Source organism: Nocardia sp. NPDC057668 (assembly GCF_042799795.1).
Taxonomy (GTDB): Bacteria; Actinomycetota; Actinomycetes; order Mycobacteriales; family Mycobacteriaceae; genus Nocardia.
Genome location: NZ_JBHVIC010000009.1, coordinates 111471 through 133077, shown reverse-complemented (window position 1 = coordinate 133077; position 21607 = coordinate 111471). Strand labels below are relative to the sequence as shown.

The following is a 21607-nucleotide window of genomic DNA, read 5'->3' as shown; positions in this document are numbered from 1 at the left end:
CACGATGTGGAGTCGGCCGCCCCGCGAGGCGCTGCATCCAGATCGTTCACGCGATGTACGCCATCGCTGTCGCCGTCAGCGCGGACGCCGCGACAATCCCGATTCCGCAGCATGGAATGCCGCTCGCACGAAGGAATCTCCAGTGTTCGACGTAATCCCCGATCACCCGGCCCGGCTGTCCACCACCCCGACCGACCTCTCGCTGCTGCTGCGCCCACCGCCCCCGGGATCGCCCACCGACCTGGTTCGTCCCAAAATCAACAACGGCATGCTGCTGTGGGCCGACCTGCCCTCGGTGCTGGTGCTGGGCAGTTCCGGCGGCTCGGGCGCGACCACCACCGCGCTCGGCATCGCCACCGCCGCCTCCTACAACTACCGCGAGCATTCGCCGGTCGTCGTGGACGCCACCGCCACCGGCGGCGATCTGGCCCCGCGCGGCTGCGACGCCATCGATCCGGCCGGCACCGTGCAGAGCTGGCTGAACATGAGCCATCGCAGTCTCGCCTCGGCCGTGCTGGACAGCTGCGGCGAGAACACCTCCAGCGTCGGCATCCTGCCGCGCGGTCCCGAGGCGCTGCCGCGCCGCGAGAGCTACGCCTCGGTGCACCGCAGCCTCTGCGACGCGGGCTGCCTGCCGGTCTACGACGCCGGCGCCCCGGTCACCAATCGCATGATCTCGCCGCTGCTCTCGGATTCCCGCATCGCCCTGGTGATCACCCTGGCCGCCCGCCCCGACGCGGTGAACCGGCTGCGCCCGGCGCTGGTCTGGCTCGACGACAACTACGGCGAATACCATCTCGCCGAAGCCATCATCGTGGTCACCCGCCAGCACCCCACCGACGGGCCCGGCGTCGCGAAACACATCCGCACCTACCTCGGCAAGTTCGTCCGGTCGGTCGCGGAGATCCCGTACGACGCGCACCTCGCCTCCGGGGGCGCCATCACCTGGTCCAAACTCGCGCCGCCCACGCGCCTCGCGTACCGGCAGATCGTCAATCTGCTCCGATAGCGCACTGCGGCAGCGAGTTTCGCGGTCCATCACGACTGGTAGCGGGTGCTGCCGTCCACCGGCCGGGTCGTGCTGACCAGCTTGGCGTAGCAGTGATCGGCGTCGATGCTCTGCTGCGCGCACCAGCCGATCGCGCCGCCGGACGTCGCGAAGGACACCCCGGCCACGGTGACCCAGTAGTCGGCCTCGCCGAAGGTCGTCCATGAGCCGGATTCCAGCAGCCGCGCGCCGGGATAGCGCCCGCGCAGCTCGCGATGCTCCCGCAGGATGTCGGCATGGCCCCACGTCGTGCCCTCGGCGCTCATGCCGTTCTGTTTCGAACTCAGTTGCGGCACCCAGCGTTCGGCGAGATCGCGGCGGACCACCTCGTCGTCGGCGGCGACCGTGGCGCGGAGTTCGGCCAGTCCGGTGGCTTCGCCGTCCACGGGAGCGGGCGCGGTGGTGGCCGGGCCCGGCATGGCGTTCACGGACTCCCCGGTGGTGATTCCGGCCGCCGCGCCGTCCGGCTCGCCGCGCAGTTCCACGACGACGGCGACCGCGAGGGCGGCGATGACGGCCAGCGCCGCGGCCACCGCGATGCGCCACTTGGCCGCGGGCTCGCGGGCAGGTGGATGCGGATCTCGAACCGGTTGGTGCGGATCGGGAGCAGGTGAGCGCGGATCGAGAACCGGTGGGCGCGAGTCGTGTGCGCGTGGGTGTGGGTCGTGAGCACGCGGGTGCGGGTCGTGTGCCGGTGAGCGGGAGCCCCGGCCCGGTGTGCGGGGGTCTCGTCCGTGTGCGCGTGGGTCGAAGGCCTGTGCCCCGCCCGTCCCGGCCACCGTGCTCGGTTGCCCGCCTCGAACCGCGCTGCCGCGCGGCGTTTTTCCCGGCGACCGCGGCTGCACCCGGGGCAGGACCACGGTCTCCTGCGCCGCCTCGACCGCGGGGTCGAGCGCTTCGGTCAGCGCCGAGATCCACTCCTCGGGCACCGGCCGCATCCCCGGCGCGGCGGACAGCGCGGCCCGGGTCAGTCGGACGATCGCGGCGGGCGTGTACGGCGGCAGCCGGGCGGGATCGCGGGTCGAGGGATCCCCCGAGAGCAACCGCAGCGCCAGCAGGCCGAGCTTGTAGGCGTCGGAATACGGCGTGGCCGATTCCTCGCCCGAACCGAGCGAGCGCACATCCCAGCCCGGCGTCTCGGTCTGCGGGCTCACCGACAGCGCGCCCGAGCGCGCGGTGTCACACCCGGTGAGATACACGCGCCGCGCGGGCCGCAGCGCGAACAGCAGATTCCGCGGCGCCAGATCACCGACCGAAACACGATGCCGATGCAGCAGTTTCAGCGTTTCGGCGACCTCGGTCAGCAGCTCGTACCGGTGCCGGTCGGTGAGCGCGATACCGCGCGCGGCCACCAGCCCGTCGGCGTCGAGCAGATACTGGAAGCGGGCGGCGACCGGCGGTGCGTCGCCGCCCCCGGCGTCGAGGAAGAACACCCGGGGTGCCAGCGGCATCAGGAATCCCGCGATCGCGCCCGAACCGTCCTGCTCGACCACCCCGCACGGCCACGCCGCCCGCGCGAACAACTCGGCCCGCTCCCCGCGCGCCAGCGTGCCGGGAAACGCGGCCAGCTCCGCCAGCGCTGCGCGATCCAGCTCACCCGGCAGCCGCGGCTCGTATTCCAGGAAAGCCGTCGAATTCACCGGGCTCGCCGCCGCGTTCGGGGCGGCGTACACCACGCCCCGCTCCCCGTAGCTCAGCCGGTACAGCGTCCCCAGCGCCGACCGTTTCCACCGCTGCAGTGCCATGAACGCCTAGCCTTGTCTTCCCCGGAGCGGCCACCCCGGACGGCGGATTCGAATGGCTTCGCGTCCGCGCACCGAGCCGGAGGAAAATGCTGTGGCCCTCGTGATCGCAATGAGCATAGCGTTTTCGGGGCCGGAAGAAATGGGGAAGCCCCGAGGGCTAGCCTGCCTCGGGGCTTCGATGTCCACCCATTTGCAACGCGCCGACACGGTGGAGAACGGTCTGAGTTTGAGGACGTAGCGCTCTGCGATTGAGCTACGGCCCATTGGTGGCTGAGCCGGCGGGAGTTGAACCCGCAACCTCTACGTTGACAAACCGTTCGTTCGATTCGGCGTTCGGTGGAAAATGCTGAAGCTCGAGCGATAATCTGAGTTTCAAGGCACGGCGCCTCTGCCGTTGGGCTACCCCGCCGGGTGGATGGCAGGGGGAGGATTCGAACCTCCACTGGACCGTTGTGGTGCCTGTGACACAGAGCTTCTGTTTCAGCTTGCGCTCTTGCGCGGCACCGACATTAGCCGGTGCCGCGGGCGCTGCCAACCGAATTTCAGGCGAACAGGTAGCCGAAGATCTCCGCGCCCGGGTGCTGCTGGGCGATCTCGGCGTTGTTGGCCTCCTCGCGCGCGAATTTCACCGCGTGCTGCAGCTTTTCGACCCGCTCGGTCAGTTCGTTGACCCGTTTGGCGGGCAGCGCGCCGGAGAACTTGATGGTGCGCCAGTAGCCGACCACCACGTCCTCGTGATAGACCTCGACCTGCGCCGGATGCTTTTCCGTCGCTTCGGCTTTCACGTGGTTGCGCGGAATCTTCTTGGTGCGCACGGTCTGTACCGGTTCGGTGGCGTAGCAGTCGGCGGAGGCGTCGTAGTCCCAGGACTCGGCGGCGTCGAGCACCGGCAGCTTGCGCACGAACGTGTGCAGGTCGATCAGCTGCTTCTCCAGGAAGAGCAGGTAGGTGACCGGGGCATCGCGCACCAGCGTGCGGCCGTCGACCACCACGTCGGCGGTGGCCGCGCAGTTGGCCCAATCCTTGGTCGCCACCACGTCGAACAGCTTGGTCAGAATCTGCGCCGTGGTCTCGAGCACCGCGTCCGCCTTGACCTGCACCCGGGTCGATTCGGGCGGCAACTGCTCGCCTTCTTCGTCCTTGGGGCGGTAGGTCCGCGAGATACCGGTCAGCAGCGGATTCTTCGCCAGCTGGTGGTGCGCCTCGGTGAGCTCGGAAAAGGTTCGGGACTTGATCCCTTTCTCCACGGCGACAATCTGATTCAAACGTGTCATGCCCGCACTGTAACGAGCACCGGCCCCGCCCGACCAGTGGTTTACCGCCGGATCGAGCTGGGGCACAGGGTGTTCGGCGAGCGCCGCGCGGAATCAGCGGGTGAGCGCTTCCTCCAGCACCGGCCACGACCGGTGCAGCGCGTCCTCCCAGTACTTCCAGGAATGCGTTCCGGTGGGCCGGAATTCGACTGTCGCGGGAATGGCCAGGGCGGCGAGCTTGTCGGCCAGGCGCACCGTGCACTGATTGGTCGCCGCCTCGATGGCGCCGCCCAGAATGATCTGGTTCGCCAGCGTGAACGCCTGACCGCCGACCATGTCGAGGGTGTCCGCGGGTCCGGGCAGCCCGGTCGAGGACGAGATGTAGAGCGTCTTGCCGCGCAGGCGTTCGGCATTGACGAGCGCGTCGTTGGCCAGCCACGCGGGGTCGTTGTCCTCGCCCCACATGTTGCGGGCGTCGGCGTCACCGCGCTCGAGCACGAGTTCGACGTATTCGCGGCCCAGTTGGTCCGAGGTCGAGGCGCACCCGCTGTAGGAGGCGACGGCGCGATAGACCTCGGGGGCGGCGATGGCGAGATTCAGGGCCGAGGACGCCGACATCGACACCCCGGCAATGGCGTTCGCGCCCGAAGCGCCCAGGGCGGCGTCCAGCACCGGGGGCAGCTCGCTGGTCAGGAAGGTCGTCCATTTGTGGCGGCCGAGCGCGGGATCGTCACGCTGCCAGTCGGTGTAGTAGGAGAACGAACCGTCCACGGGGGTGACCACATTGACGTTCTTGTTCGCGAAGAACTGCACGACATCGGTCTGGCGGTACCAGGTCGCCATGCCCGTGCCGCCGCCCGCGCCGTTGAGCAGATACAGCGTGGGGCGCGGCTCGCTGTTGTCGAAGGGGAGCAGCACCTGCAGCGTGATGGTCCGGCCCATGCTGGGGGAGAACACGTGCATGACCTGCTGGCGCGGTCCGGCTTTGTCGATCCGCACGACTTCGGCCGCGGTGGGATCCGCGGCGGCGACGGCGGGAACGGCCGCCGGAACCGCGAAAGCCAGTGCGGCGGTGAGGCAGGAACTGGCCAGCAGTGCCCACATTCGGTGTTTCATGAACAAAGCGCTCTCTTCGTCGAACTCGCTCGAAAGACCGTGCCGGCCGGCGTCCCGCGGGGGACACCGGCCGCCGGTGGCGATCAGCTACCGATGTACTTCTTGATCACATCGGCGATGACATCGCTGAAGGAGCCGGTCGAGCTGAGCTGCCCGTCCGAGGAACCCAGGCCGTTGTTGCCCAGGCTGCCGACCACGCCCTCGCCCGCGTTGGGCGCGCGAGTCGTGAAGCAGGCGGTCAGATCCGGCATCTCGTTGCTCACGCCGACCGTGCCGGCCACGCCCACGCCACCGCTGGTGATCTGCTGGCCCTTGGGCAGGTTGCCGGGCACCGAGTAGGTGATGTTCATGGTCAGCGGGTTGCCGGAGTTGACGAACCAGCCGGTGTTGGTGACCTTCCAGCCGCCCGCGTTGGGGCTGGCGGTGACCTCTTCGGTGCGCTGTCCGCCGACCACGTGGTACGCGGTGATGGTGGTCTTGATCGGCGAGCCGAAGCCCGACGGCGGGAAGTCCGTGATGGTGTTGACGTACGGATTGCCGATGCTCGTCGTGCCGATGATGATCGTGTAGGTCACCGTCGTTCCGACACCGATGGTTTCGGCGCTGGCGATCTTCTCGTAGATGTGCTTGATACCGACCGTGCTGATGTCCTGCTTGGTCTGGTAGCTGCGCACCTCGCAGCCCTCGGCGGCCGCGGCGGTGCCCGCGCTGACACCGACGGTCAAGCCCGCAGAAACCATGGCGGCCGACGCTGCGAGTGCGGCGATCCGATGAGTTCGGAACATTCTTTCTCCTCTTCGTCCCGCAGCGGTCACGGGACACCACAAAGCTGCCGAGTTCTGCGGAAACTCGGGGGTGATTCGGGCCACCCGGGGACCTAGTAAACAGGTGAAACTGGGCGTGCGTCCAGGTTTTCGAAAAATTGCTTGCGAGAATTCGGCAGTGCATTGCGGCAGCGTCGACAGTGCACTGCGACAGCGTTATTCGGCAATGCTCGAATGGCAATTCCGGAGAAATCCGGCAGGTGAATGCAGGGCTGCGCAAAGCCCTGTGCGAAGGGTCTGACTATAACACGTTTCAGTCGCAGTCCAACCAACTCGCCAACGGGGGGACGAGGTGGCCGGAGAACCCGCGGGCACACGGCGTACCGCCCGATGCCGTCCCGGTCCGGGTTCGCCGGCAGCTGTGGGCCGGGAAACGCCGTGTGCTGGACGAGGACCGTGCCCCCGGTTGTACTCGCCCGTCGATTCGAATCGAACGATCGGCAGCGGACCCTGACCGGGCATGCCGCCCGGTCAGGTTGGTGGTTCGGCTACCCCGCCTGCGAGGCGCGGGCCAGATCGACGGTGGCCGAACGGAGTTCGGCGAGGGTATCGATGGGGGACAGGTAGCCGACGCGGGTGACCGCGATGCCGCGCGGGGTGGTGACGCGCAGGTCCAGGCCGTAGCGGTCGGCCACCTCGCAGACCGCGGCGGTGGCGTCCGGGTAGCCGCCGCGGGCGCGGGCCATGTCCAGGAGGGCATCGGCGTGATCGTCGTTCAGATGCGTGATGGCGCGGCCCGCGCCGGGGGCGACCGGGTCGGGGGCGGCGGCGCGATAGTCCGCGGCCGTGGCCGAGTCCATGCGGCCGTAGCCGCCCACCCAGCGCACGCGCTCCACGCGCAGGACCCAGACCGTGAAATCGCTGAAGTCGATGTAGTACTTGGCCGCCGGGACCGCGGCCAGGTGGGCCGCGCGGGCCGCCTCGGCTTCCGCGTCCTCGGGGCGCTCGACGAATCCGGCGAGGGTGACCCGCGCCGCGGCGAGGGGATCCGAGGGGAGCTCCGGGGTGACGATCGACAGGCTCGCGCGCGGGTCGCTTGCGAGATTTCGTCCGTGTTCGGCCAGCCGCGACACGCACAGCACCGGCTGTCCGTCCAGCAATCCGTAGGTCACGAAGGACGCCCACGGCGCACCGTCGGCGGACAGCGACGCCAGGGTCGCGGCATTGGTGACCTCGGCGATGGTGCGAGCTTCTTCGGCGGCCGAGGGGCGTGCGGTATTCGCTATCGGGGCCAGTGGCTGCGGGGTCGAAGGCGCGTCACCGGGGTCGCCGTGGTCGAGAGGCATGGCTCACAGGCTACGCGGACGACGGGCGGACAAGGGACCGTCTCCGCGCCCGCGCGGGCGACCCGGTAGAAAAGACGCAGGCGTCATGGAGTTCCACCGATGCCGCCGCCGCATTCGGTTGCGGGCGGTCACGCAACTACATCAGTCGAATGGAGAGAGTCTATGGCGGCCTCGACAGCGCGCGCCCAGATCGGTGTCACCGGTCTCGCGGTCATGGGTAGCAACATCGCCCGCAACTTCGCACGGCACGGGTACACCGTCGCGCTGCACAACCGCAGTGTCGCCAAGACCGACGCGCTGCTCGCCGAGCACAGCGCCGACGGCGATTTCGTGCGCACCGAGACCATCGAGGAGTTCGTTGCCGCGCTGGAGAAGCCGCGCCGCGTCCTGATCATGGTGAAGGCCGGCGACGCCACCGACGCCGTCATCGAGGAACTGGCCGACGCCATGGAGCCCGGCGACATCATCATCGACGGTGGCAACGCGCTCTACACCGACACCATCCGGCGCGAGGCGGCCATGGCCGCGCGCGGGCTGAACTTCGTCGGCGCGGGCATCTCCGGCGGCGAGGAGGGCGCGCTCAACGGCCCGGCCATCATGCCCGGCGGTCCCAAGGAGTCCTACGAATCGCTGGGCCCGCTGCTGGAGTCCATCGCCGCGCAGGTCGACGGCACCCCGTGCTGCACCCACATCGGCCCCGACGGGTCCGGGCACTTCGTCAAGATGGTGCACAACGGCATCGAGTACGCCGACATGCAGCTCATCGGCGAGGCGTACAACCTGTTCCGGGACGCGCTGGGCCTGGACGCCAAGCAGATCGCGGACGTGTTCACCGAGTGGAACAAGGGCGACCTCGAGAGCTACCTGGTGGAGATCACCGCCGAGGTGCTGAACCAGGTCGACGCCAAGACCGGCAAGGCCCTGGTCGACGTGATCGTCGACGCCGCCGAGCAGAAGGGCACCGGTCGCTGGACCGTCAAGTCCGCGCTGGATCTGGGCGTTCCGGTGACCGGTATCGCCGAGGCCGTGTTCGCGCGCGCCCTGTCCGGCTCGCGCGCCCAGCGCAAGGCCGCGGTCGGCTTGGCCTCGGGCCACCTGGCAGACAAGCCCACGGACGTCGCCGAATTCACCGAGGCGATCCGCCAGGCGCTGTACGCCTCCAAGATCGTCGCCTACGCCCAGGGCTTCGACCAGATCGCCGCCGGCTCCGCCGAATACGACTGGAACCTGAATCCCGGTGACCTGGCCACCATCTGGCGCGGCGGCTGCATCATCCGCGCCCGGTTCCTGAACCGCATCAAGGACGCGTACGAGCAGAACCCGGAGCTGCCGTCCCTGATCCTGGCCCCGTACTTCCGCGAGGCCATCGAGACCGCGATCGACTCCTGGCGCCGGGTGGTCTCCACCGCGACCCTGCTCGGAATTCCGGTGCCCGCCTTCGCCTCCTCGCTCTCGTACTACGACGCCCTGCGCGCCGAGCGCCTGCCCGCCGCCCTGACCCAGGGTCAGCGCGACTTCTTCGGCGCCCACACCTACGAGCGCATCGACGCCGACGGCAAGTACCACACCCTCTGGAGCGGTGACCGCTCCGAGATCACCGCCTAGCAAACAGGTTTCACCCCGGAGGGCGGTGCCCGCGCGACAGCCGCGCGGGCACCGCCCTCCGGCGTTCGCGCCGCCGTTTCGCCCACCCGCCGCGGACGGGGGCTCACTCGTGGGCGTCCTGCTCCGCCGGCTCGAGCACGCTCGGGATGGGGCCGCATCTCCTATTCGACTGTTCCGGCGACAACTCGCCGGTCCGGTGCGCGGCGCGACCAGGCTTCGGCGCTCACCGCGGACCGCGATCGGGACGCCGCGTGGGTAGTCGGCGTCGGCAGGCGCGGTACGCGCACAACGGGTTCGGCGGTGCCAACCCACGGCGCGGCGCTTTCAGGGGGAGGGAGGTGGCGGCGGCTCGACCTGGGCGGTGATCGAGGCCAGGGCCGTGCGGATCGCGGCGCACAGGCGCGTGTCCTCGCGTGGGCGGCCGTGGGTGGCCGGTGCGACGTCGTAGCCCAGGAGGCGTTCGTCCGAGGCCAGCGCGGGGGACAGGAGGGGGACCGCGGCGTGGGCTGGGGCGCCGATCGCGGTGACCAGGCGCAGGGCCGTGCGGGATTCGCGATCGGTGTAGCCCGAGGAGAAGGGTTCCAGCGCGCGCAGGGCTTCGGGGAGGGCGGGGGCGGGATCGCCGGTCAGGTGAAACCAGGCGTATGCGGCGTTGATGCGTTCCCAGCGGTTGTCCGAGGTCAGGCGTGGACGTAGCGCCGGGGCGAAATCGCCCGCGAAGGTTCCCAATTCGGCGAGCCTGCCGTAGTCGACGGCGCGGCCGGAGCGCAGGGCGGCGCCGAGGATCTCGCGGGCCAGGGTGGGATCCGAGGTCAGTCGCCAGTGCGCCCACGCGGCCTGTTGCACACCGAGCCACCGGTATTCGCGAGCCGGAGCGTCGCCGGTGTAGTGGTTGGGCGGCCGGTCGAGGCCGCGGGCGATGCGCTCCAGCGCGGGGGCGGCGGCCCGGGGACCGTGCGGGCCCAGCGCGCCGAGCGCGGCGACGGCCTCGCGGGCGCGGGTGGTGCGCAGCTCTCCGACCAACCGCATGGCCCGCCCGATCGAGGGTTCGGGGGAGCGCTGCCACGAGGCGAGGGCGGCCGGCAGGCTGTCGTGGGTGAAGGTGCGGGTCATGGTCACCCGCATCGCCCAGTGCAGGGGGTCCGGCAACTCCGCCAGCGGCGCGAGGATCGCGTCGGCGGACAGATGCGCGAATCGCTCTGCGCGCCAACCGGTTGTCAGCCAGTCGCGCACCGCGTCGGCCGCGCCGGGGTGGCCGATGCCGCCCAGGGTCCGCAGTGCGGCGGGGAAGGTGCGCTCGCGCTCGAGCGCGGTCACCAGCAGTGGGATGACAGGTGTGAAATCCGGGGCGGGCTCGGAGCCGGCCAGCGCGAGCAGCGCACCGCTCTCGGTGCCGCCTTCGCCCCGGGTGCGGACCAGGTTGCGCGCGAGCCCGGTCAGCAGCGCCGGATCCGCTGTGCGCCAGCCCATCAGGACGCCCGCGGCCAGGTCGGAACCGACCCACTGCCCGTTCGGCTCGTCGGAGCGCAGGGCCGCCACCGCGTTCTCGACGCGCGCGGCCAGCCCCATCGCGCGCCGGTTGGCGGCCCGCTCGTCCGCGGCGGCTCGGCGCTCGTCCTCCCACCTCATCTCGCGCACGCTACCGCCGGTGACCGCGTGGCCGGCTCGAATCGCGCTCGGCGCGTTGGCCGTCGCTCCCGGCATCGAGGCTGCTCTCGGCTCGGCCGCGCGACCGCGGCCGCGGGCGAGTCCGTCAGGGTGTCGCCGCCATCGCCTCGCGGACCGAGGACTCCTGCGGCCCCAGCAGTTTCGGGTCGGGCTCGACGATGATCGAATACATCGCCTTCACGGCCGCGAGCTGGTCGCGGAGCCAGCACTTGCGGTAGACCCCGTTGTGGATCTGGGTGTCGTCGCCGACCGCGACGGTGTCGATGCCGACCGCGCGGCACAGCGCGATGGTGCGCGGGACGCTGAAATCCTGGGTCACCGCGATGGCCGAGCGGACCCCGAAGATCCGGTGCGCGCGGGCGCAGCTGTCGTAGGTGCTGAACCCGGCGTAGTCCAGAGCGATCTTGTTCGCCGGGACCCCGCGGTCCAGCAGGTACTGCCGCATGTTGTCGGGCTCGTTGTACGAGTTGTGGCCGTTGTCCCCGGTCAGCAAGAGCGCCTTGACCTTCCCCGACTCGAGCAGCCGCTGCCCCAGATCGAGCCGAGCCGCCAGATACGGCGAGGGCTTGCGCGTGCTGTACATCTCGGCACCGAAGACGATGGCTACGTCGGCGGCGGGCGCGGTCGCGGCGGAGTACTGGAAATCCCTCGTGGTGAAGCGGATCCACAGCACCGAACTCAGCAGCACCACCAGCACTACCAGGGTGGCGGCGATCAGGAACCTGGCGATGCGGCGCGGCCGGAGCCGGGTTCGCACCCGGGCGCGGGTGCCGCGCAGCGTGTCACGGAGCCTCATGGCCCGAGTGTGCCCGATCTTGCTCGGGAAACGCTTGGCGCTCGCTTATGACGTCGCGGCGATCGCCCGCCGGCTCACGCTCGCGGCTGCGACACCGGCTGGACACCGATCATCGGCAGAATCGTGCGCCGCGCGAAGTCGCGGGCGGCCTGCTCGTCATCGAGCGGAATGAGCCCGTCCGGGGTCAGCACCAGCGACTGTCCCAGCCGCGCCAGCACTTCCGCGACCAGGTCGGCGTCGAAGTCCGGCACGCTGCCCGAGGCCTGCAACCCGCGCAGCTTGTCGGCCAGGTACGACCGCCCCACCGCGAGCACCGCGCCGCCGTCGGTGGTCAGCCTGGGCAGGATCGCGTCGGGCTCGGTGCGCAGGAGCCGTTGCAGCAGTTGATTGTTCGCCAGGTTGGTGATGAAGGCGACGAAGATCTCCACCATCTGCTCGTCGACCGGCACGCCGTTGTCGGCGACCTCGAGCACCCGCTTGTCGATCGAGGCGACGAACTGCTGCGCCTCGCGCACCCCGACCGCCTCGACCAGTTCGTTCTTGGATTCGAAGCGCCGATACAGCGTGGCCGGGCTGATGCCCGCGCGCCGCGCGATCTCACCCATGCTGGTGCGCTTGATGCCGAAATCCAGGAAGGCCGAGAGCGCGCTCTCGAGTAACTGTTCACCTTCGGTGCGCGGCTTCTCCAGAATGCGTTGCAGGATGGCGGGCACGGACGGCATCGAGTCTCCAGTCGATCGGTTGGCATCCGCGACATTGCGGTGACGGCGGCGTCATTATCGCATCGGGTCGCGGCCGCACCGGTCCCCGCGCGAACCTACTGCCCGGTTAACGGGCGCGGCCCGCGGTCACCGGACATTGAGCGCCGCCATTTCCCGCTCGATGACATTGGCGGCGAAATCGATGCCGTTCGACCGCAATTCGTGGACGCGGCGCTGCAGCGCCTCGATGCCCCCCGGCTGTGCCGCTATGTCGGCCACGCTGATCAGCCGTCGGTGCATACTGTTCTGCTCGTACGACACCGTATGAAACCTCCTGCTAGCCCCATGCGCGATCCCGGCGAGGGCGGCGGAGCCCCGGGCCGCCGGGAACGCTTCGACGAATGCTAGCAGCGCGTTATATGGTCGCTTGTTCAGTGTGGGAGTTCTCACACGCCCCCTCGAGTCACACCTCTTGACCGCCCCGGTGCAGGCTCATGTTGTGCAGGTACACAGCGGCATTGAGCTTGATGCGCTGCAATTCGGCCTCGCCCAGTTCGCGCCGCACCTTGCCCGGCACGCCCGCCACCAGCGACCCCGGCGGAATCTGCGCGCCCTCGGGAATCAGGGCGTTGGCCGCGATCAGGCTGCCCGCGCCGATCACCGCGCCGTTGAGCACGGTCGCGCCCATGCCGACCAGCACGTCGTCGCCGACGGTGCAGCCGTGCAGGATGGCGTTGTGGCCCACCGAAACCCCCGCGCCCACGGTCAGCGGGAAGCCGGGATCGGCGTGCAGTACACAGCCGTCCTGAATATTGGTGCCCGCGCCGACGGTGATGTCCTCCAGGTCCCCGCGCAGCACCGCCGAGTACCAGACGCTGACCTCCGCGGCCAGCTCCACCCGCCCGATCACGGTGGCGTTCGGCGCGACCCAGGCGGTCTCGTCGATCTTCGGCTCGTGCTCGCCCAACTTGATCCTCATGATCGAGAACCTAACAAAGGCCGCACGGGGCGGCGCCGGGCGCAGCCGCACGCGACAGTGCCGGGCGCAGCCGCACGCGACAGTGCCGGGCGAGCCGGGCCCTCACGCGGACGCCGGACTCTCGGCGCGGCGGAACAGCGCCCGGTGGGTGGCGGGCGCGGTGCCGAGCAGCCGGTGGAAGTGGTGCCGCAGATTGACCGCGGTACCGAGCCCGGAGTCGGCGGCGACGCGTTCCATGGTCTCGTCCGTGGATTCGAGCAGCAGGCGCGCGCGATCCACGCGCTGATGCAGCAGCCACTGCTGCGGACTGGAACCCGTGCGCTCGCGAAAACGCCGGGTGAACGTGCGCCGGGACATGAGCGCGGTGCGCGCCCAGGTGTCGAGATCCACCGGGGTGTCGAGATGGGTTCGGGCCCAGACCATCGCGTGCTCGATGGGATCGTCGTCGACCGCGTCCGGGACCGCGACGGGAATGTACTGGGCCTGGGAGCCGCTGCGGTGCGGCGCGAGCACCAGCGCGCGGGCCAGTTCGGTGGCCGCCCGGCTGCCGTGATCGCCGCGCACGATGTGCAGGCAGCAGTCCAGGGCGGCGGCCACGCCCGCCGAGGTGACGACGTCGCCGTGATCGGACCACAGGGTGTCGGCCCGCACCCGGACCGCGGGGAACGCGCGGGCCAGTTCGGTCGCGGCGGACCAGTGCGTGGTGACCTCGCGGCCGTCGGCCAGGCCGCTGGCGGCCACCGCCCACGAGCCCAGGCAGAGCCCCACGATCCGGGCCCCGCGCTCGTGCGCGGCGTGCAGCGCGTCGCGCACCGGATCGGAAAGCGGTTGCCGGCGAATCCAACTCGGGATCACGACGGTGTCCGCGTGCTCGATCGCGTTCAGCCCGTGGTGGGCGATGATGTCGAATCCGGCCGGGGTGGACAGGATTCCGGGTTGCTCGGCGCACACCCGGACCTCGTACGGCGACTGCTCCGCCGCGCTCATCCCCGCTCGCCCGAAGACCAGGCTGGGCACCGAGAGATGGAAGGGACTGATCTGATCGAACGCCAGGACGGCCACCGAACGCATGCCCCGATCTTAGCTGGCCCGATATTATCGATACGCGGCTCACGGGCCACTGTTGCGGACCGATCGCGGGGAGCAGGCTGGTGCACATGACGAACACGATCGCCCCCGCCACCCTCGAGATCCTGCACATCGGCGGACCCACGGTGCGCCTGCGCTACGGCAACCTGACCTGGCTGACCGATCCGACGTTCGACGCGCCCGGCAGCTACCCCGGGCCGCTGACCCTGCACAAGCTCACCGGGCCGGCGGTATCCGCGGCCGAGGTCGGGCCGGTGGACGCGGTGCTGCTCTCGCACGATCAGCACGCCGACAACCTCGACACCTCCGGCCGGGAATTCCTCGGCACCGTGGATCGCGTGCTCTCCACTCCCGACGCGGCCGGCCGGCTGGAAAACGTTCAGGGGCTCCGCAATTGGGAGTCGGTGCGGATCGGCGAGGTCACCGTGACCGGGGTGCCCGCGCTGCACGGGCCCGAGGGTGCGGAGGCACTGTCCGGGGTGGTCACCGGGTTCGTGCTGAGCGCGGACGGGCAGCCGACGGTCTACGTGTCCGGGGACAACGCCTCGGTGGACCTCGTCGCCGAGATCGCCGCGCGCGTCGGGCGCATCGATCTGGCCATCCTCAATGTGGGCGCGGCCAACGTGGATCGGTTCGGCGACAGCGACGTGACCCTCAACGGGCGGTCCGCGGTGCGGGCCGCGCGGGCGCTGCCCGGCGCGGTCATCGTGCCCGTGCACGGTGAGGGCTGGGCGCACTTCTCCGAGACCCTGGACTACCTGGGCCGAAATTTCGAGTACGCGGGACTGGCCGACCGGCTGCGGGTTCCGGTGCCCGGGGTCGCGCTGACCGTAACCGCCGGATAACTCGAACGCCGATGCGTGGCCGGCATCCCGGCCGCCCGGCGGGCGCCAGGCGGTGGTGACCGATGCCGTCTACTTCATGGTTAGTGGTGAACAGAAGCGAATTGCCGGGGTTTCGAGCCGCCCCGAGCCCGCGCCGATCGGCGCGCCGCACAATCAGATTGCTGATCGATTGCCTACCCGCGAGTTCGGCCGTGGCGATGGTGGCGGAGACCGGCGGGGTGGGCCACGATGGCGGTATGAGGATTGGGGTTCCACGGGAGGTCAAACAGCAGGAGGATCGGATCGCCTTGACCCCGGCCGGCGCCGGGGAATTGGTGAGTTCCGGGCACGAGGTCGTCGTCGAGGCCGGTGCGGGTACGGGGTCGGGATTCGCGGACGCGGACTACCTCGTCGCCGGAGCCCGCGTCCTCGAGGGGCCCGATGCGGTCTGGGACGCGGCCGAACTCGTCCTGAAGGTCAAAGAGCCCATCGCGCAGGAGTATTCACGCATGCGATCCGGGCAGGTGCTGTTCACCTACCTGCACCTGGCCGCCTCCCGCGAATGCACCGAGGCGATTCTGCGGTCCGGGATCACCGCCATCGCCTACGAGACGGTGCGCGGGCCGGACGGGTCGCTGCCGCTGCTCGCGCCCATGAGCGAGGTGGCCGGGAAGCTGGGCACGCAGGTGGGCGCGTACCACCTGATGTCGCCGCACGGCGGGGAAGGCGTGCTGCTGGGCGGGGTGCCCGGGGCGCGGCCCGCCGACGTGGTGGTGCTCGGCGGCGGGGTGGCCGGGAGCAACGCGGCGGCGGTGGCGGTCGGCATGGGAGCGCGAGTCACCGTGCTGGACACCAATATCGCGCGCCTGCGCGAACTCGACGCGCGCTTCGGCGGGCGGGTCAGCACCATCGGGTCGAACGCCGCCGAGGTCGAGAAGGCGGTACTGGCCGCGGATCTCGTCATCGGCTCGGTGCTGGTGCCCGGCGCCCGTGCGCCGAAACTGGTGCCGGACACCATGGTCGCGGGTATGCGGCCGGGCTCGGTGCTGGTCGACATCGCGATCGATCAGGGCGGGTGCTTCCAGAGTTCGCGTCCGACCACGCACGCCGAACCCACCTTCCGGGTGGCGGATTCGGTGTTCTACTGCGTCGCGAACATGCCGGGCGCGGTGCCGCACACGTCCACGGTGGCGCTGACCAACGTGACGCTGCCCTATGCGCGGGCGATCGCTGATCGCGGGTGGCGCGGGGCGTGCGACGCCGATCCCGGTCTGGCACAGGGGCTCACCGCCGACGCGGGGCAGCTGTTCTCCCCGGAGGTGGCGGCCGCGCACGGCCTGCACACCGTGGCGGGCGCGGCTTCCTGAACGGCCGAGCGGTCGTGGGCGATACACCGCCCACGACCGCTCCCTGTCAGCGACGCCGGTCGGCGCGGCCGATCGCCGCGCGGTACCGCCCGCGCGCCGCGTCGTCCACGCCCGATCTCACTCCGCCGCGGATTCGCCCAGGGGCCAGTCGGGTTCGCCGTCGAGCGGCAAGTTGTGCAGCTTGTCGGGGTTGCGGACCACGTCGATATTGGTGATGCGGCCGTTGTCGATGGTGAAGGCGAAGACGCCGGTGTTCTTGCCGTCGAAGATGACCAGTCCGGGACGGCCGTTGACCAGAACCGAACGGCCCCACGCCCCGCCGACTTCCGTCGCGCTCCGCAGGAAGGACAGGAAGGTTTCCGCCACGCGGTCCGCGCCGTGCATCGGATCGAGGAAGGCCAGCACCTTGCCGCCGCCGTCGGCGGTGAAGGTGACATTGGAATCCAGCACGCCCAGCAGGGCGCTGAGATCGCCGGAGCGCCAGGCCACCGCGAAGGCGGACACCACCTTCTCCTGCTCCTCCGGGCTGGCCGGGAACCGCGGCGTGCCGGACTCGACGTGCTTACGGGCGCGAGAAGCCAACTGCCGCACCGCCGCCGGGGTGCGGCCCACCACCTCGGCCACTTCCGGGCCGGTCATGCCGAACACGTCCTGGAGCACGAACGCGGTGCGCTCGGCCGGCGACAGCGACTCGAGGACCACCAGCAGCGCGGTGGTGACCCGCTCGTCCTGCGAGATGCGGTCGGCCGGATCGTCCCAGCTGGTGACTTCGGGTTCGGGCAGCCATTCCCCGACGTACTGTTCGCGCCGGGCGCGCGCGGACCCCAGATGATCGAGGGCGAGCCGCCCGGTGACGGTGGTCAGCCAGGCGCGCAGGTTCTCGATCTCCGCGCCCTCCGGGCTGGTCTCGTAGTACCGCTGCAGGCGCAGCCACGCGTCCTGGACGACGTCGTCGGCGTCGCTCAGGCTGCCCAGCGTGCTGTACGCGACGCGCCGCAGATATGCCCGATGCTCCTCGAACTGCCTGGCCAGCTCGCCCGCGTCCGGCGCACCCCGTCGTTCGTCGCCACTCATCACCGCTCACCCTTCGCTCTCACCCGCCGCCCCGGCGAGCCTCTACCGAATCGACGAAACAGCTCGGACCACTGTGACATTCCGTGCGAGATGTCCGGGTGGGGGCATGTGCTCCGGTATCGCACCGGCCGCGATTCCGAGGGCGTCACGTACGGCCAGGCGTCGGGCGACCGTCTCGACGTCGCTGATCCGCGACCGGGCGCGCCGATTCGGGTCAGTGGCGTGCGAGGGCGACAGCGGCCGCCACCGCGACGGCGGCGACCTGGACCGCCTCGGACAGACGGACGGCCCGGCGCAGGTCGGGCACGCGCGGCGCGGGCCCGTCCCCGAGGGTCGGCCGCATCTCGATCCCGTGCCGGTATTCGGTGCGCCCGCCGAGCCGAACCCCCAGCGCCCCGGCCATACTCGCCTCGGCGACACCGGCATTGGGGCTCGGATGCTTGCCCGCGTCCCGCCGCCAGGCTCGCCACGCGTCGCGCGGCCGCCCGCCGATCACCGGCGCGAGCGCCACGGTCAGCAGTCCTGCCACCCGAGCCGCCCCGAGGTTGGCCACGTCGTCGGTGCGCGCGGCCGCCCACCCGAATCGTGAGTACCGCTCGTTGCGGTAGCCCACCATCGCGTCGAGCGTGTTGATCGCCCGGTACGCCAACAGCCCAGGAGCCCCCGCGACCGCACCCCAGAACAGGGGCGCGACGGTCGCATCGGAGGTGTTCTCCGCGATGGATTCGAGCGCTGCCCGCGCCAGCCCGTCGGCGTCCAGCAGCTCCGGATCCCGCCCGCACAACGACGGCAGCAGCGCCCGCGCCCCCTCGATGTCCCCGCCCTCGAGCAGGTCCGCCATCTCCCGCCCGGTCTTCGCCAAGGTCGTCCCGCCCAGCACGGTCCAGGTGGCGGCCGCGGTCACCAGCACCTGCCCGAAGGCCCGCGCCCCGGCGACCTCGCCGCGCCCGCGTCGTCCCCCGCCGGCCACCCGACGCGCGCCCGCACCGATCCCGGCCGCCCCGCCCACCAACACCAGTTCGTGCACCACGCCCGCCCACCGCCCGTCGCGGTAGGTCACCCGTTCCAACCGGCTCGCGACGTTCCCGAAGCCCGCCACCGGATGCCCTCGCCGCGGATCTCCCAACGCACGATCGACCGCGAACCCGAGCACCATCCCAGCCGCAACGGCAGACCCCATACGCACCCGCCGAGGCTAATCCACTGCTCCGAACCACTCCCGCGCAAGGCTCAGAGCGGACTTCGCCCCACCCGTCCTCCCCATCCCGCCGTGGCATGGTGGCTTCGTGACCGACGACATTTCTTCGCCCGGCCCGGAAGATCGTGCGCGCGAACGTCAACTGCTCGCCGACCTGACCGCAACCGTCGCGGCGTTGCGCGCACGCAGCGGAAGCTACTGCGAGGACGGATTGCTGCGCTACTTCGAACCCGCCCTGGCCGCACTCGAAGAGGTGCTCGAGCGGGACCGCCCCATCGACGAGCGGTCAGCCGTTCTCGCCAGAATCCGGAACCCGTTCGGCGGCGGCATGGGCAGCCCCATCAACGACTGCACGTTCCCCGCGGAGCTCGACGACCTGCTGCGAAAGATCCGGGCCAACTACGACATCTACCGCTGAGGCGCACGTCGTCCGCTGAACCTTCGCGGCGAGTGGGTGGGCCGGGACGGAGTGTTCGGACTGGTGAGCCTGCGGGTCGGGCCACGCGTGTGGTCTCGGGCGAGACCGCCCGATGTCAGTTGCGGGTGCCGCCGTAGCGGTCGGCGAGGCGGGCCTCGTTCGTTTGAGGTTTGGGCGAAGCGGCCGGTGCGGCGGGCTCGGTGGCCGGTGCGGCGGTGGGTGCCGTTGCCGCCGGGGCGGATTCGCCGCGTTCACGGCGGCGGGCGCGCATCTCGGCGTAGACGAAGTAGCCGAGGCCGAGGGGGGCCATCACGCCGAAGGCCAGCCATTGCAGGCCGTAGGAGAGGTAGGGGCCGTCCTCGAGCTGGGGCAGGGCCACGGGGGTGAAGACGCCGGGCTGGTTCTCGTCGAGCTGGAGGTAGCCGGGGCGGCCGGTGGTGGGGACCGTGGTCAGGGGCAGGTTCAGGAACGTCGAGAGCTGGGTGGTGTCGATCGAATAGACCTGGCGGTAGCCGTCTTCGGTCATGGGCGGCTTGTCGGCGGGGACCCCTTCGGAGGCGCGGACGCGGGCTTCGAGGGTCTGCTCACCGGCGGGGGGCTCGGGAACCCGGGGCGCGCGCGTGCCGTCGACGGCCGCGATCAGGCCGCGATCGATCAGCAGGGTGCGGCCGTCGTCGAGGCGGAACGGCGTCAGCACCGCGAACGCCGGCGCCGAGGACAGGTGGCGCAGGCGGACCAGCACCGTGGACTCGGGCACGTAGGTTCCGGTCGCGGTGACCCGGCGCCACTCGGTTTCGGACCCGGAGCCGTCGAGCATGCCGCGCACGTCGACCGGCGCGGCATCGACCGAATCCTCGATGCGCTGATTGCGTTCGGCGGTCGAGGTGTTCTTGCCCAGCTGCCAGGGCGCGAGCACGGTGAAACACAGGTAGGCGAACCCCGCCACGACCACCGCCAGAATCAGCCAGCTGGGCCGGAGCAGGAAGGTCAGCCGGCGCAGGGCCGCGGACTTCGAGGAGCTCATACGTCCGCACCCAGCTGCGCGCGCACCCAGTCCAGCAGGCCGGGCACCGCCGCCTCGATCTGCTCGCGAACGAGCTCGAAATCGGATCGGTCGCCGTAGTACGGATCCGGGACGTCGGGCCCGTCCGCGTCCGGGTCGAAACTCCGCAGCAGCCGCCGTCGCTCGGCGGGCACCCCGAGACGCGCCAGCGCCCGCTCGTGCCCGGTGTCCAGCGCGATGAGCAGATCCGCGTCCAGGTGGTCGTCCCCGATCACCGCGGCCACGTGCCCGATCGGATAACCGTGCGCCCGCAGTTCGTCCGTGGTCCGGTAGTCGGCGTCGTCCCCGACGTGCCAGCTCCCGGTCCCGGCACTGCTGACCCGGACCCGATCGCCGAGCCCCGCGCGCTCGAGGTGCGCGGCGAAGATCTTCTCGGCCATCGGCGACCGGCAGATATTGCCCGTGCAGATCATCGACACATGCAGCTCGCCCACGACAGCCATTGTGTCCGGTAGCCCTCGAGCCCGGCCACGTAGGGTGTTCGCTGTGCCGGAGACCAGCGGTGTGGACCATACGAAATTGCGGCATCACGGCGATGCCGAGGTACACGCGGGCATGGTGGACTTCGCGGTCAACGTGCAGGGCAGCGGGCCGCCGGAGTGGTTGCGGGCGCGGCTGGCGGCGCGGCTGAGCGAGCTCGGGAAGTATCCGGACGCGGGGGAGGAGCTCGCCGCACGGCACGCGGTCGCGGTCCGGCACGGCCGCCGGCCCGAGGACGTGCTGTTGCTCGCGGGGGCGGCCGAGGGGTTCGCGCTGCTGCCGCGGCTGGGCGCGCGGCAGGCCGCGGTGATCCACCCGTCCTTCACCGAACCGGAGCTCGCGCTGCGCGAAGCCGGGGTTCCCGTCGAACGGGTCGTGCTCGAACCGCCCTACGTCCTGGATCCCGCGCTGGTGCCGGAGTCCGCGGACCTGGTCGTGGTCGGCAACCCCACCAACCCCACCTCGGTGCTGCACCCGGCCGGGACACTGCTGGCGCTGCGGCGTCCCGGTCGCATCGTGGTCGTCGACGAGGCGTTCGCCGACGCGATCCCCGGTGAACCGGAATCGCTCGCCGCGCTGGACGCCCCCGACGTACTGGTGCTGCGCAGCCTCACCAAGACCTGGGCGCTGGCCGGCCTGCGCTGCGGCTACCTGCTCGGCGATCCGGAGCTGCTCGCCCGCCTGAATCACGGTCGCCCGCACTGGCCGCTGGGCACCCTGCAACTGGAAGCCATCATCGCCACCAGCGGCGTGGCCGCGGTCGCCGAATCCCAGCGTAAGGCGCACGACATCGCCGCCGACCGCGCCGCCATGATCCCGCGCCTGCGCGCACTCGGCGTCGAGGTGCACGAGCCCGCCGCGGGCCCATTCCTGCTGATCCGCGTCCCCGACGCCGAACTCTTACGAAAACAGCTCGCCGACAAGGGAATCGCGGTCCGGCGCGGTGATACCTTCCCTGGATTGGAATCGGGATTCCTGCGGCTGGCCGTGCGCCCCGCAGCGGAGGTCGATCTGCTGATCGCGGCCGTGGAAGAACTGGGATTGTGACGGTGCCTGTGGCGGAGGAGGTTCGG

The 21607-nt window shown here is 70.6% G+C and carries 21 protein-coding genes; 6 read left to right on the top strand and 15 right to left on the bottom strand.

Features of this window, described 5'->3' with window-relative positions; translation table 11 throughout:
• Positions 1 to 142 precede the first annotated feature (142 nt).
• Positions 143 to 1009, top strand: coding sequence for a hypothetical protein (locus tag ACFVBH_RS38630; RefSeq protein ID WP_354989993.1), 867 nt, complete (start codon positions 143 to 145; stop codon positions 1007 to 1009).
• A 29-nt stretch (positions 1010 to 1038) separates the two neighbouring features.
• Here the strand turns inward: ACFVBH_RS38630 and ACFVBH_RS38625 are convergent, their stop codons facing one another.
• The 5 genes from ACFVBH_RS38625 to ACFVBH_RS38605 form a co-directional block, all read right to left on the bottom strand.
• Positions 1039 to 2793: a hypothetical protein gene (locus ACFVBH_RS38625; RefSeq protein WP_379011058.1), complete on the bottom strand. Its 1755-nt coding sequence runs from the start codon at positions 2791 to 2793 to the stop codon at positions 1039 to 1041.
• Between the two features lie 542 nt (positions 2794 to 3335).
• The gene (locus ACFVBH_RS38620) at positions 3336 to 4067 is read right to left on the bottom strand and encodes a hypothetical protein (protein ID WP_379011056.1); all 732 of its coding nucleotides are present in this window, start codon (positions 4065 to 4067) and stop codon (positions 3336 to 3338) included.
• Positions 4068 to 4160: 93 nt separating this feature from the next.
• Entirely contained in the window at positions 4161 to 5162 is a 1002-nt protein-coding gene (locus ACFVBH_RS38615; protein ID WP_379011053.1) for an alpha/beta hydrolase, read from the bottom strand.
• Positions 5163 to 5245: 83 nt separating this feature from the next.
• The gene (locus ACFVBH_RS38610; protein ID WP_354991518.1) at positions 5246 to 5947 is read right to left on the bottom strand and encodes a hypothetical protein; all 702 of its coding nucleotides are present in this window, start codon (positions 5945 to 5947) and stop codon (positions 5246 to 5248) included.
• A 527-nt stretch (positions 5948 to 6474) separates the two neighbouring features.
• Positions 6475 to 7272 (bottom strand): HugZ family protein, encoded by a 798-nt coding sequence (locus tag ACFVBH_RS38605; RefSeq protein WP_379011049.1) that lies wholly within the window; start codon positions 7270 to 7272, stop codon positions 6475 to 6477.
• Between the two features lie 162 nt (positions 7273 to 7434).
• Between ACFVBH_RS38605 and gndA the strand changes: the two genes are divergently transcribed.
• Positions 7435 to 8877, top strand: coding sequence for an NADP-dependent phosphogluconate dehydrogenase (gene gndA, locus ACFVBH_RS38600; RefSeq protein WP_354991520.1), 1443 nt, complete (start codon positions 7435 to 7437; stop codon positions 8875 to 8877).
• A 324-nt stretch (positions 8878 to 9201) separates the two neighbouring features.
• Here gndA and ACFVBH_RS38595 read toward each other — a convergent pair whose 3' ends face one another.
• From ACFVBH_RS38595 to ACFVBH_RS38570, 6 genes are all read right to left on the bottom strand, one after another.
• A complete protein-coding gene (locus tag ACFVBH_RS38595; RefSeq protein ID WP_379011045.1) occupies positions 9202 to 10506 on the bottom strand; it encodes a hypothetical protein in 1305 nt (434 codons plus the stop codon).
• 124 nt (positions 10507 to 10630) lie between these two features.
• Positions 10631 to 11341, bottom strand: a complete 711-nt coding sequence (locus ACFVBH_RS38590) for a vancomycin high temperature exclusion protein (RefSeq protein ID WP_379011044.1) — start codon at positions 11339 to 11341, stop codon at positions 10631 to 10633.
• Between the two features lie 74 nt (positions 11342 to 11415).
• The gene (locus ACFVBH_RS38585; protein WP_354991523.1) at positions 11416 to 12063 is read right to left on the bottom strand and encodes a TetR/AcrR family transcriptional regulator; all 648 of its coding nucleotides are present in this window, start codon (positions 12061 to 12063) and stop codon (positions 11416 to 11418) included.
• Positions 12064 to 12189: 126 nt separating this feature from the next.
• Positions 12190 to 12363, bottom strand: a complete 174-nt coding sequence (locus ACFVBH_RS38580) for a hypothetical protein (RefSeq protein ID WP_354991524.1) — start codon at positions 12361 to 12363, stop codon at positions 12190 to 12192.
• Between the two features lie 142 nt (positions 12364 to 12505).
• Positions 12506 to 13021 carry a gamma carbonic anhydrase family protein gene (locus tag ACFVBH_RS38575; protein ID WP_354991525.1) on the bottom strand — a complete coding sequence of 172 codons (516 nt, stop codon included), beginning with the start codon at positions 13019 to 13021 and terminating at the stop codon, positions 12506 to 12508.
• A gap of 102 nt (positions 13022 to 13123) precedes the next feature.
• On the bottom strand, positions 13124 to 14092 hold the full coding sequence (locus ACFVBH_RS38570) for a GlxA family transcriptional regulator (RefSeq protein WP_379011035.1): 969 nt from the start codon (positions 14090 to 14092) through the stop codon (positions 13124 to 13126).
• A gap of 86 nt (positions 14093 to 14178) precedes the next feature.
• On the opposite strand from ACFVBH_RS38570, the gene ACFVBH_RS38565 reads away from it, so the two are divergent.
• Together ACFVBH_RS38565 and ald are read left to right on the top strand one after the other, a co-directional pair.
• Positions 14179 to 14955, top strand: coding sequence for an MBL fold metallo-hydrolase (locus tag ACFVBH_RS38565; protein WP_379011032.1), 777 nt, complete (start codon positions 14179 to 14181; stop codon positions 14953 to 14955).
• Between the two features lie 236 nt (positions 14956 to 15191).
• Complete coding sequence (gene ald / locus ACFVBH_RS38560; protein WP_379011031.1) at positions 15192 to 16301, top strand: alanine dehydrogenase; 1110 nt, start codon at positions 15192 to 15194, stop codon at positions 16299 to 16301.
• Between the two features lie 117 nt (positions 16302 to 16418).
• Here ald and sigJ read toward each other — a convergent pair whose 3' ends face one another.
• A complete protein-coding gene (gene sigJ / locus ACFVBH_RS38555; protein WP_354990610.1) occupies positions 16419 to 17375 on the bottom strand; it encodes an RNA polymerase sigma factor SigJ in 957 nt (318 codons plus the stop codon).
• A 214-nt stretch (positions 17376 to 17589) separates the two neighbouring features.
• Complete coding sequence (locus ACFVBH_RS38550) at positions 17590 to 18531, bottom strand: cobalamin biosynthesis protein (RefSeq protein WP_379012118.1); 942 nt, start codon at positions 18529 to 18531, stop codon at positions 17590 to 17592.
• Positions 18532 to 18661: 130 nt separating this feature from the next.
• On the opposite strand from ACFVBH_RS38550, the gene ACFVBH_RS38545 reads away from it, so the two are divergent.
• Positions 18662 to 18991 (top strand): hypothetical protein, encoded by a 330-nt coding sequence (locus tag ACFVBH_RS38545; RefSeq protein ID WP_379011024.1) that lies wholly within the window; start codon positions 18662 to 18664, stop codon positions 18989 to 18991.
• Positions 18992 to 19106: 115 nt separating this feature from the next.
• On the opposite strand, the gene ACFVBH_RS38540 is transcribed toward ACFVBH_RS38545, so the two are convergent.
• Positions 19107 to 19991, bottom strand: a complete 885-nt coding sequence (locus ACFVBH_RS38540; RefSeq protein WP_379012114.1) for an SURF1 family protein — start codon at positions 19989 to 19991, stop codon at positions 19107 to 19109.
• 20 nt (positions 19992 to 20011) lie between these two features.
• Positions 20012 to 20497: a low molecular weight protein-tyrosine-phosphatase gene (locus ACFVBH_RS38535; protein WP_354990613.1), complete on the bottom strand. Its 486-nt coding sequence runs from the start codon at positions 20495 to 20497 to the stop codon at positions 20012 to 20014.
• Between the two features lie 43 nt (positions 20498 to 20540).
• On the opposite strand from ACFVBH_RS38535, the gene cobC reads away from it, so the two are divergent.
• The gene (gene cobC, locus ACFVBH_RS38530) at positions 20541 to 21581 is read left to right on the top strand and encodes an Rv2231c family pyridoxal phosphate-dependent protein CobC (protein WP_354990614.1); all 1041 of its coding nucleotides are present in this window, start codon (positions 20541 to 20543) and stop codon (positions 21579 to 21581) included.
• Positions 21582 to 21607: the final 26 nt, after the last annotated feature.

Coding starts and splice junctions, on each gene's coding strand:
- ACFVBH_RS38625 (WP_379011058.1), bottom strand. CDS start 2,793: ATGGCACTGCAGCGGTGGAAACGGTCGGCGCTGGGGACGCTGTACCGG.
- ACFVBH_RS38620 (WP_379011056.1), bottom strand. CDS start 4,067: ATGACACGTTTGAATCAGATTGTCGCCGTGGAGAAAGGGATCAAGTCC.
- ACFVBH_RS38615 (WP_379011053.1), bottom strand. CDS start 5,162: ATGAAACACCGAATGTGGGCACTGCTGGCCAGTTCCTGCCTCACCGCC.
- ACFVBH_RS38610 (WP_354991518.1), bottom strand. CDS start 5,947: ATGTTCCGAACTCATCGGATCGCCGCACTCGCAGCGTCGGCCGCCATG.
- ACFVBH_RS38605 (WP_379011049.1), bottom strand. CDS start 7,272: ATGCCTCTCGACCACGGCGACCCCGGTGACGCGCCTTCGACCCCGCAG.
- gndA (WP_354991520.1), top strand. CDS start 7,435: ATGGCGGCCTCGACAGCGCGCGCCCAGATCGGTGTCACCGGTCTCGCG.
- ACFVBH_RS38595 (WP_379011045.1), bottom strand. CDS start 10,506: ATGAGGTGGGAGGACGAGCGCCGAGCCGCCGCGGACGAGCGGGCCGCC.
- ACFVBH_RS38590 (WP_379011044.1), bottom strand. CDS start 11,341: ATGAGGCTCCGTGACACGCTGCGCGGCACCCGCGCCCGGGTGCGAACC.
- ACFVBH_RS38585 (WP_354991523.1), bottom strand. CDS start 12,063: ATGCCGTCCGTGCCCGCCATCCTGCAACGCATTCTGGAGAAGCCGCGC.
- ACFVBH_RS38575 (WP_354991525.1), bottom strand. CDS start 13,021: ATGAGGATCAAGTTGGGCGAGCACGAGCCGAAGATCGACGAGACCGCC.
- ACFVBH_RS38570 (WP_379011035.1), bottom strand. CDS start 14,092: ATGCGTTCGGTGGCCGTCCTGGCGTTCGATCAGATCAGTCCCTTCCAT.
- ACFVBH_RS38565 (WP_379011032.1), top strand. CDS start 14,179: ATGACGAACACGATCGCCCCCGCCACCCTCGAGATCCTGCACATCGGC.
- ald (WP_379011031.1), top strand. CDS start 15,192: ATGAGGATTGGGGTTCCACGGGAGGTCAAACAGCAGGAGGATCGGATC.
- sigJ (WP_354990610.1), bottom strand. CDS start 17,375: ATGAGTGGCGACGAACGACGGGGTGCGCCGGACGCGGGCGAGCTGGCC.
- ACFVBH_RS38550 (WP_379012118.1), bottom strand. CDS start 18,531: ATGGTGCTCGGGTTCGCGGTCGATCGTGCGTTGGGAGATCCGCGGCGA.
- ACFVBH_RS38535 (WP_354990613.1), bottom strand. CDS start 20,497: ATGGCTGTCGTGGGCGAGCTGCATGTGTCGATGATCTGCACGGGCAAT.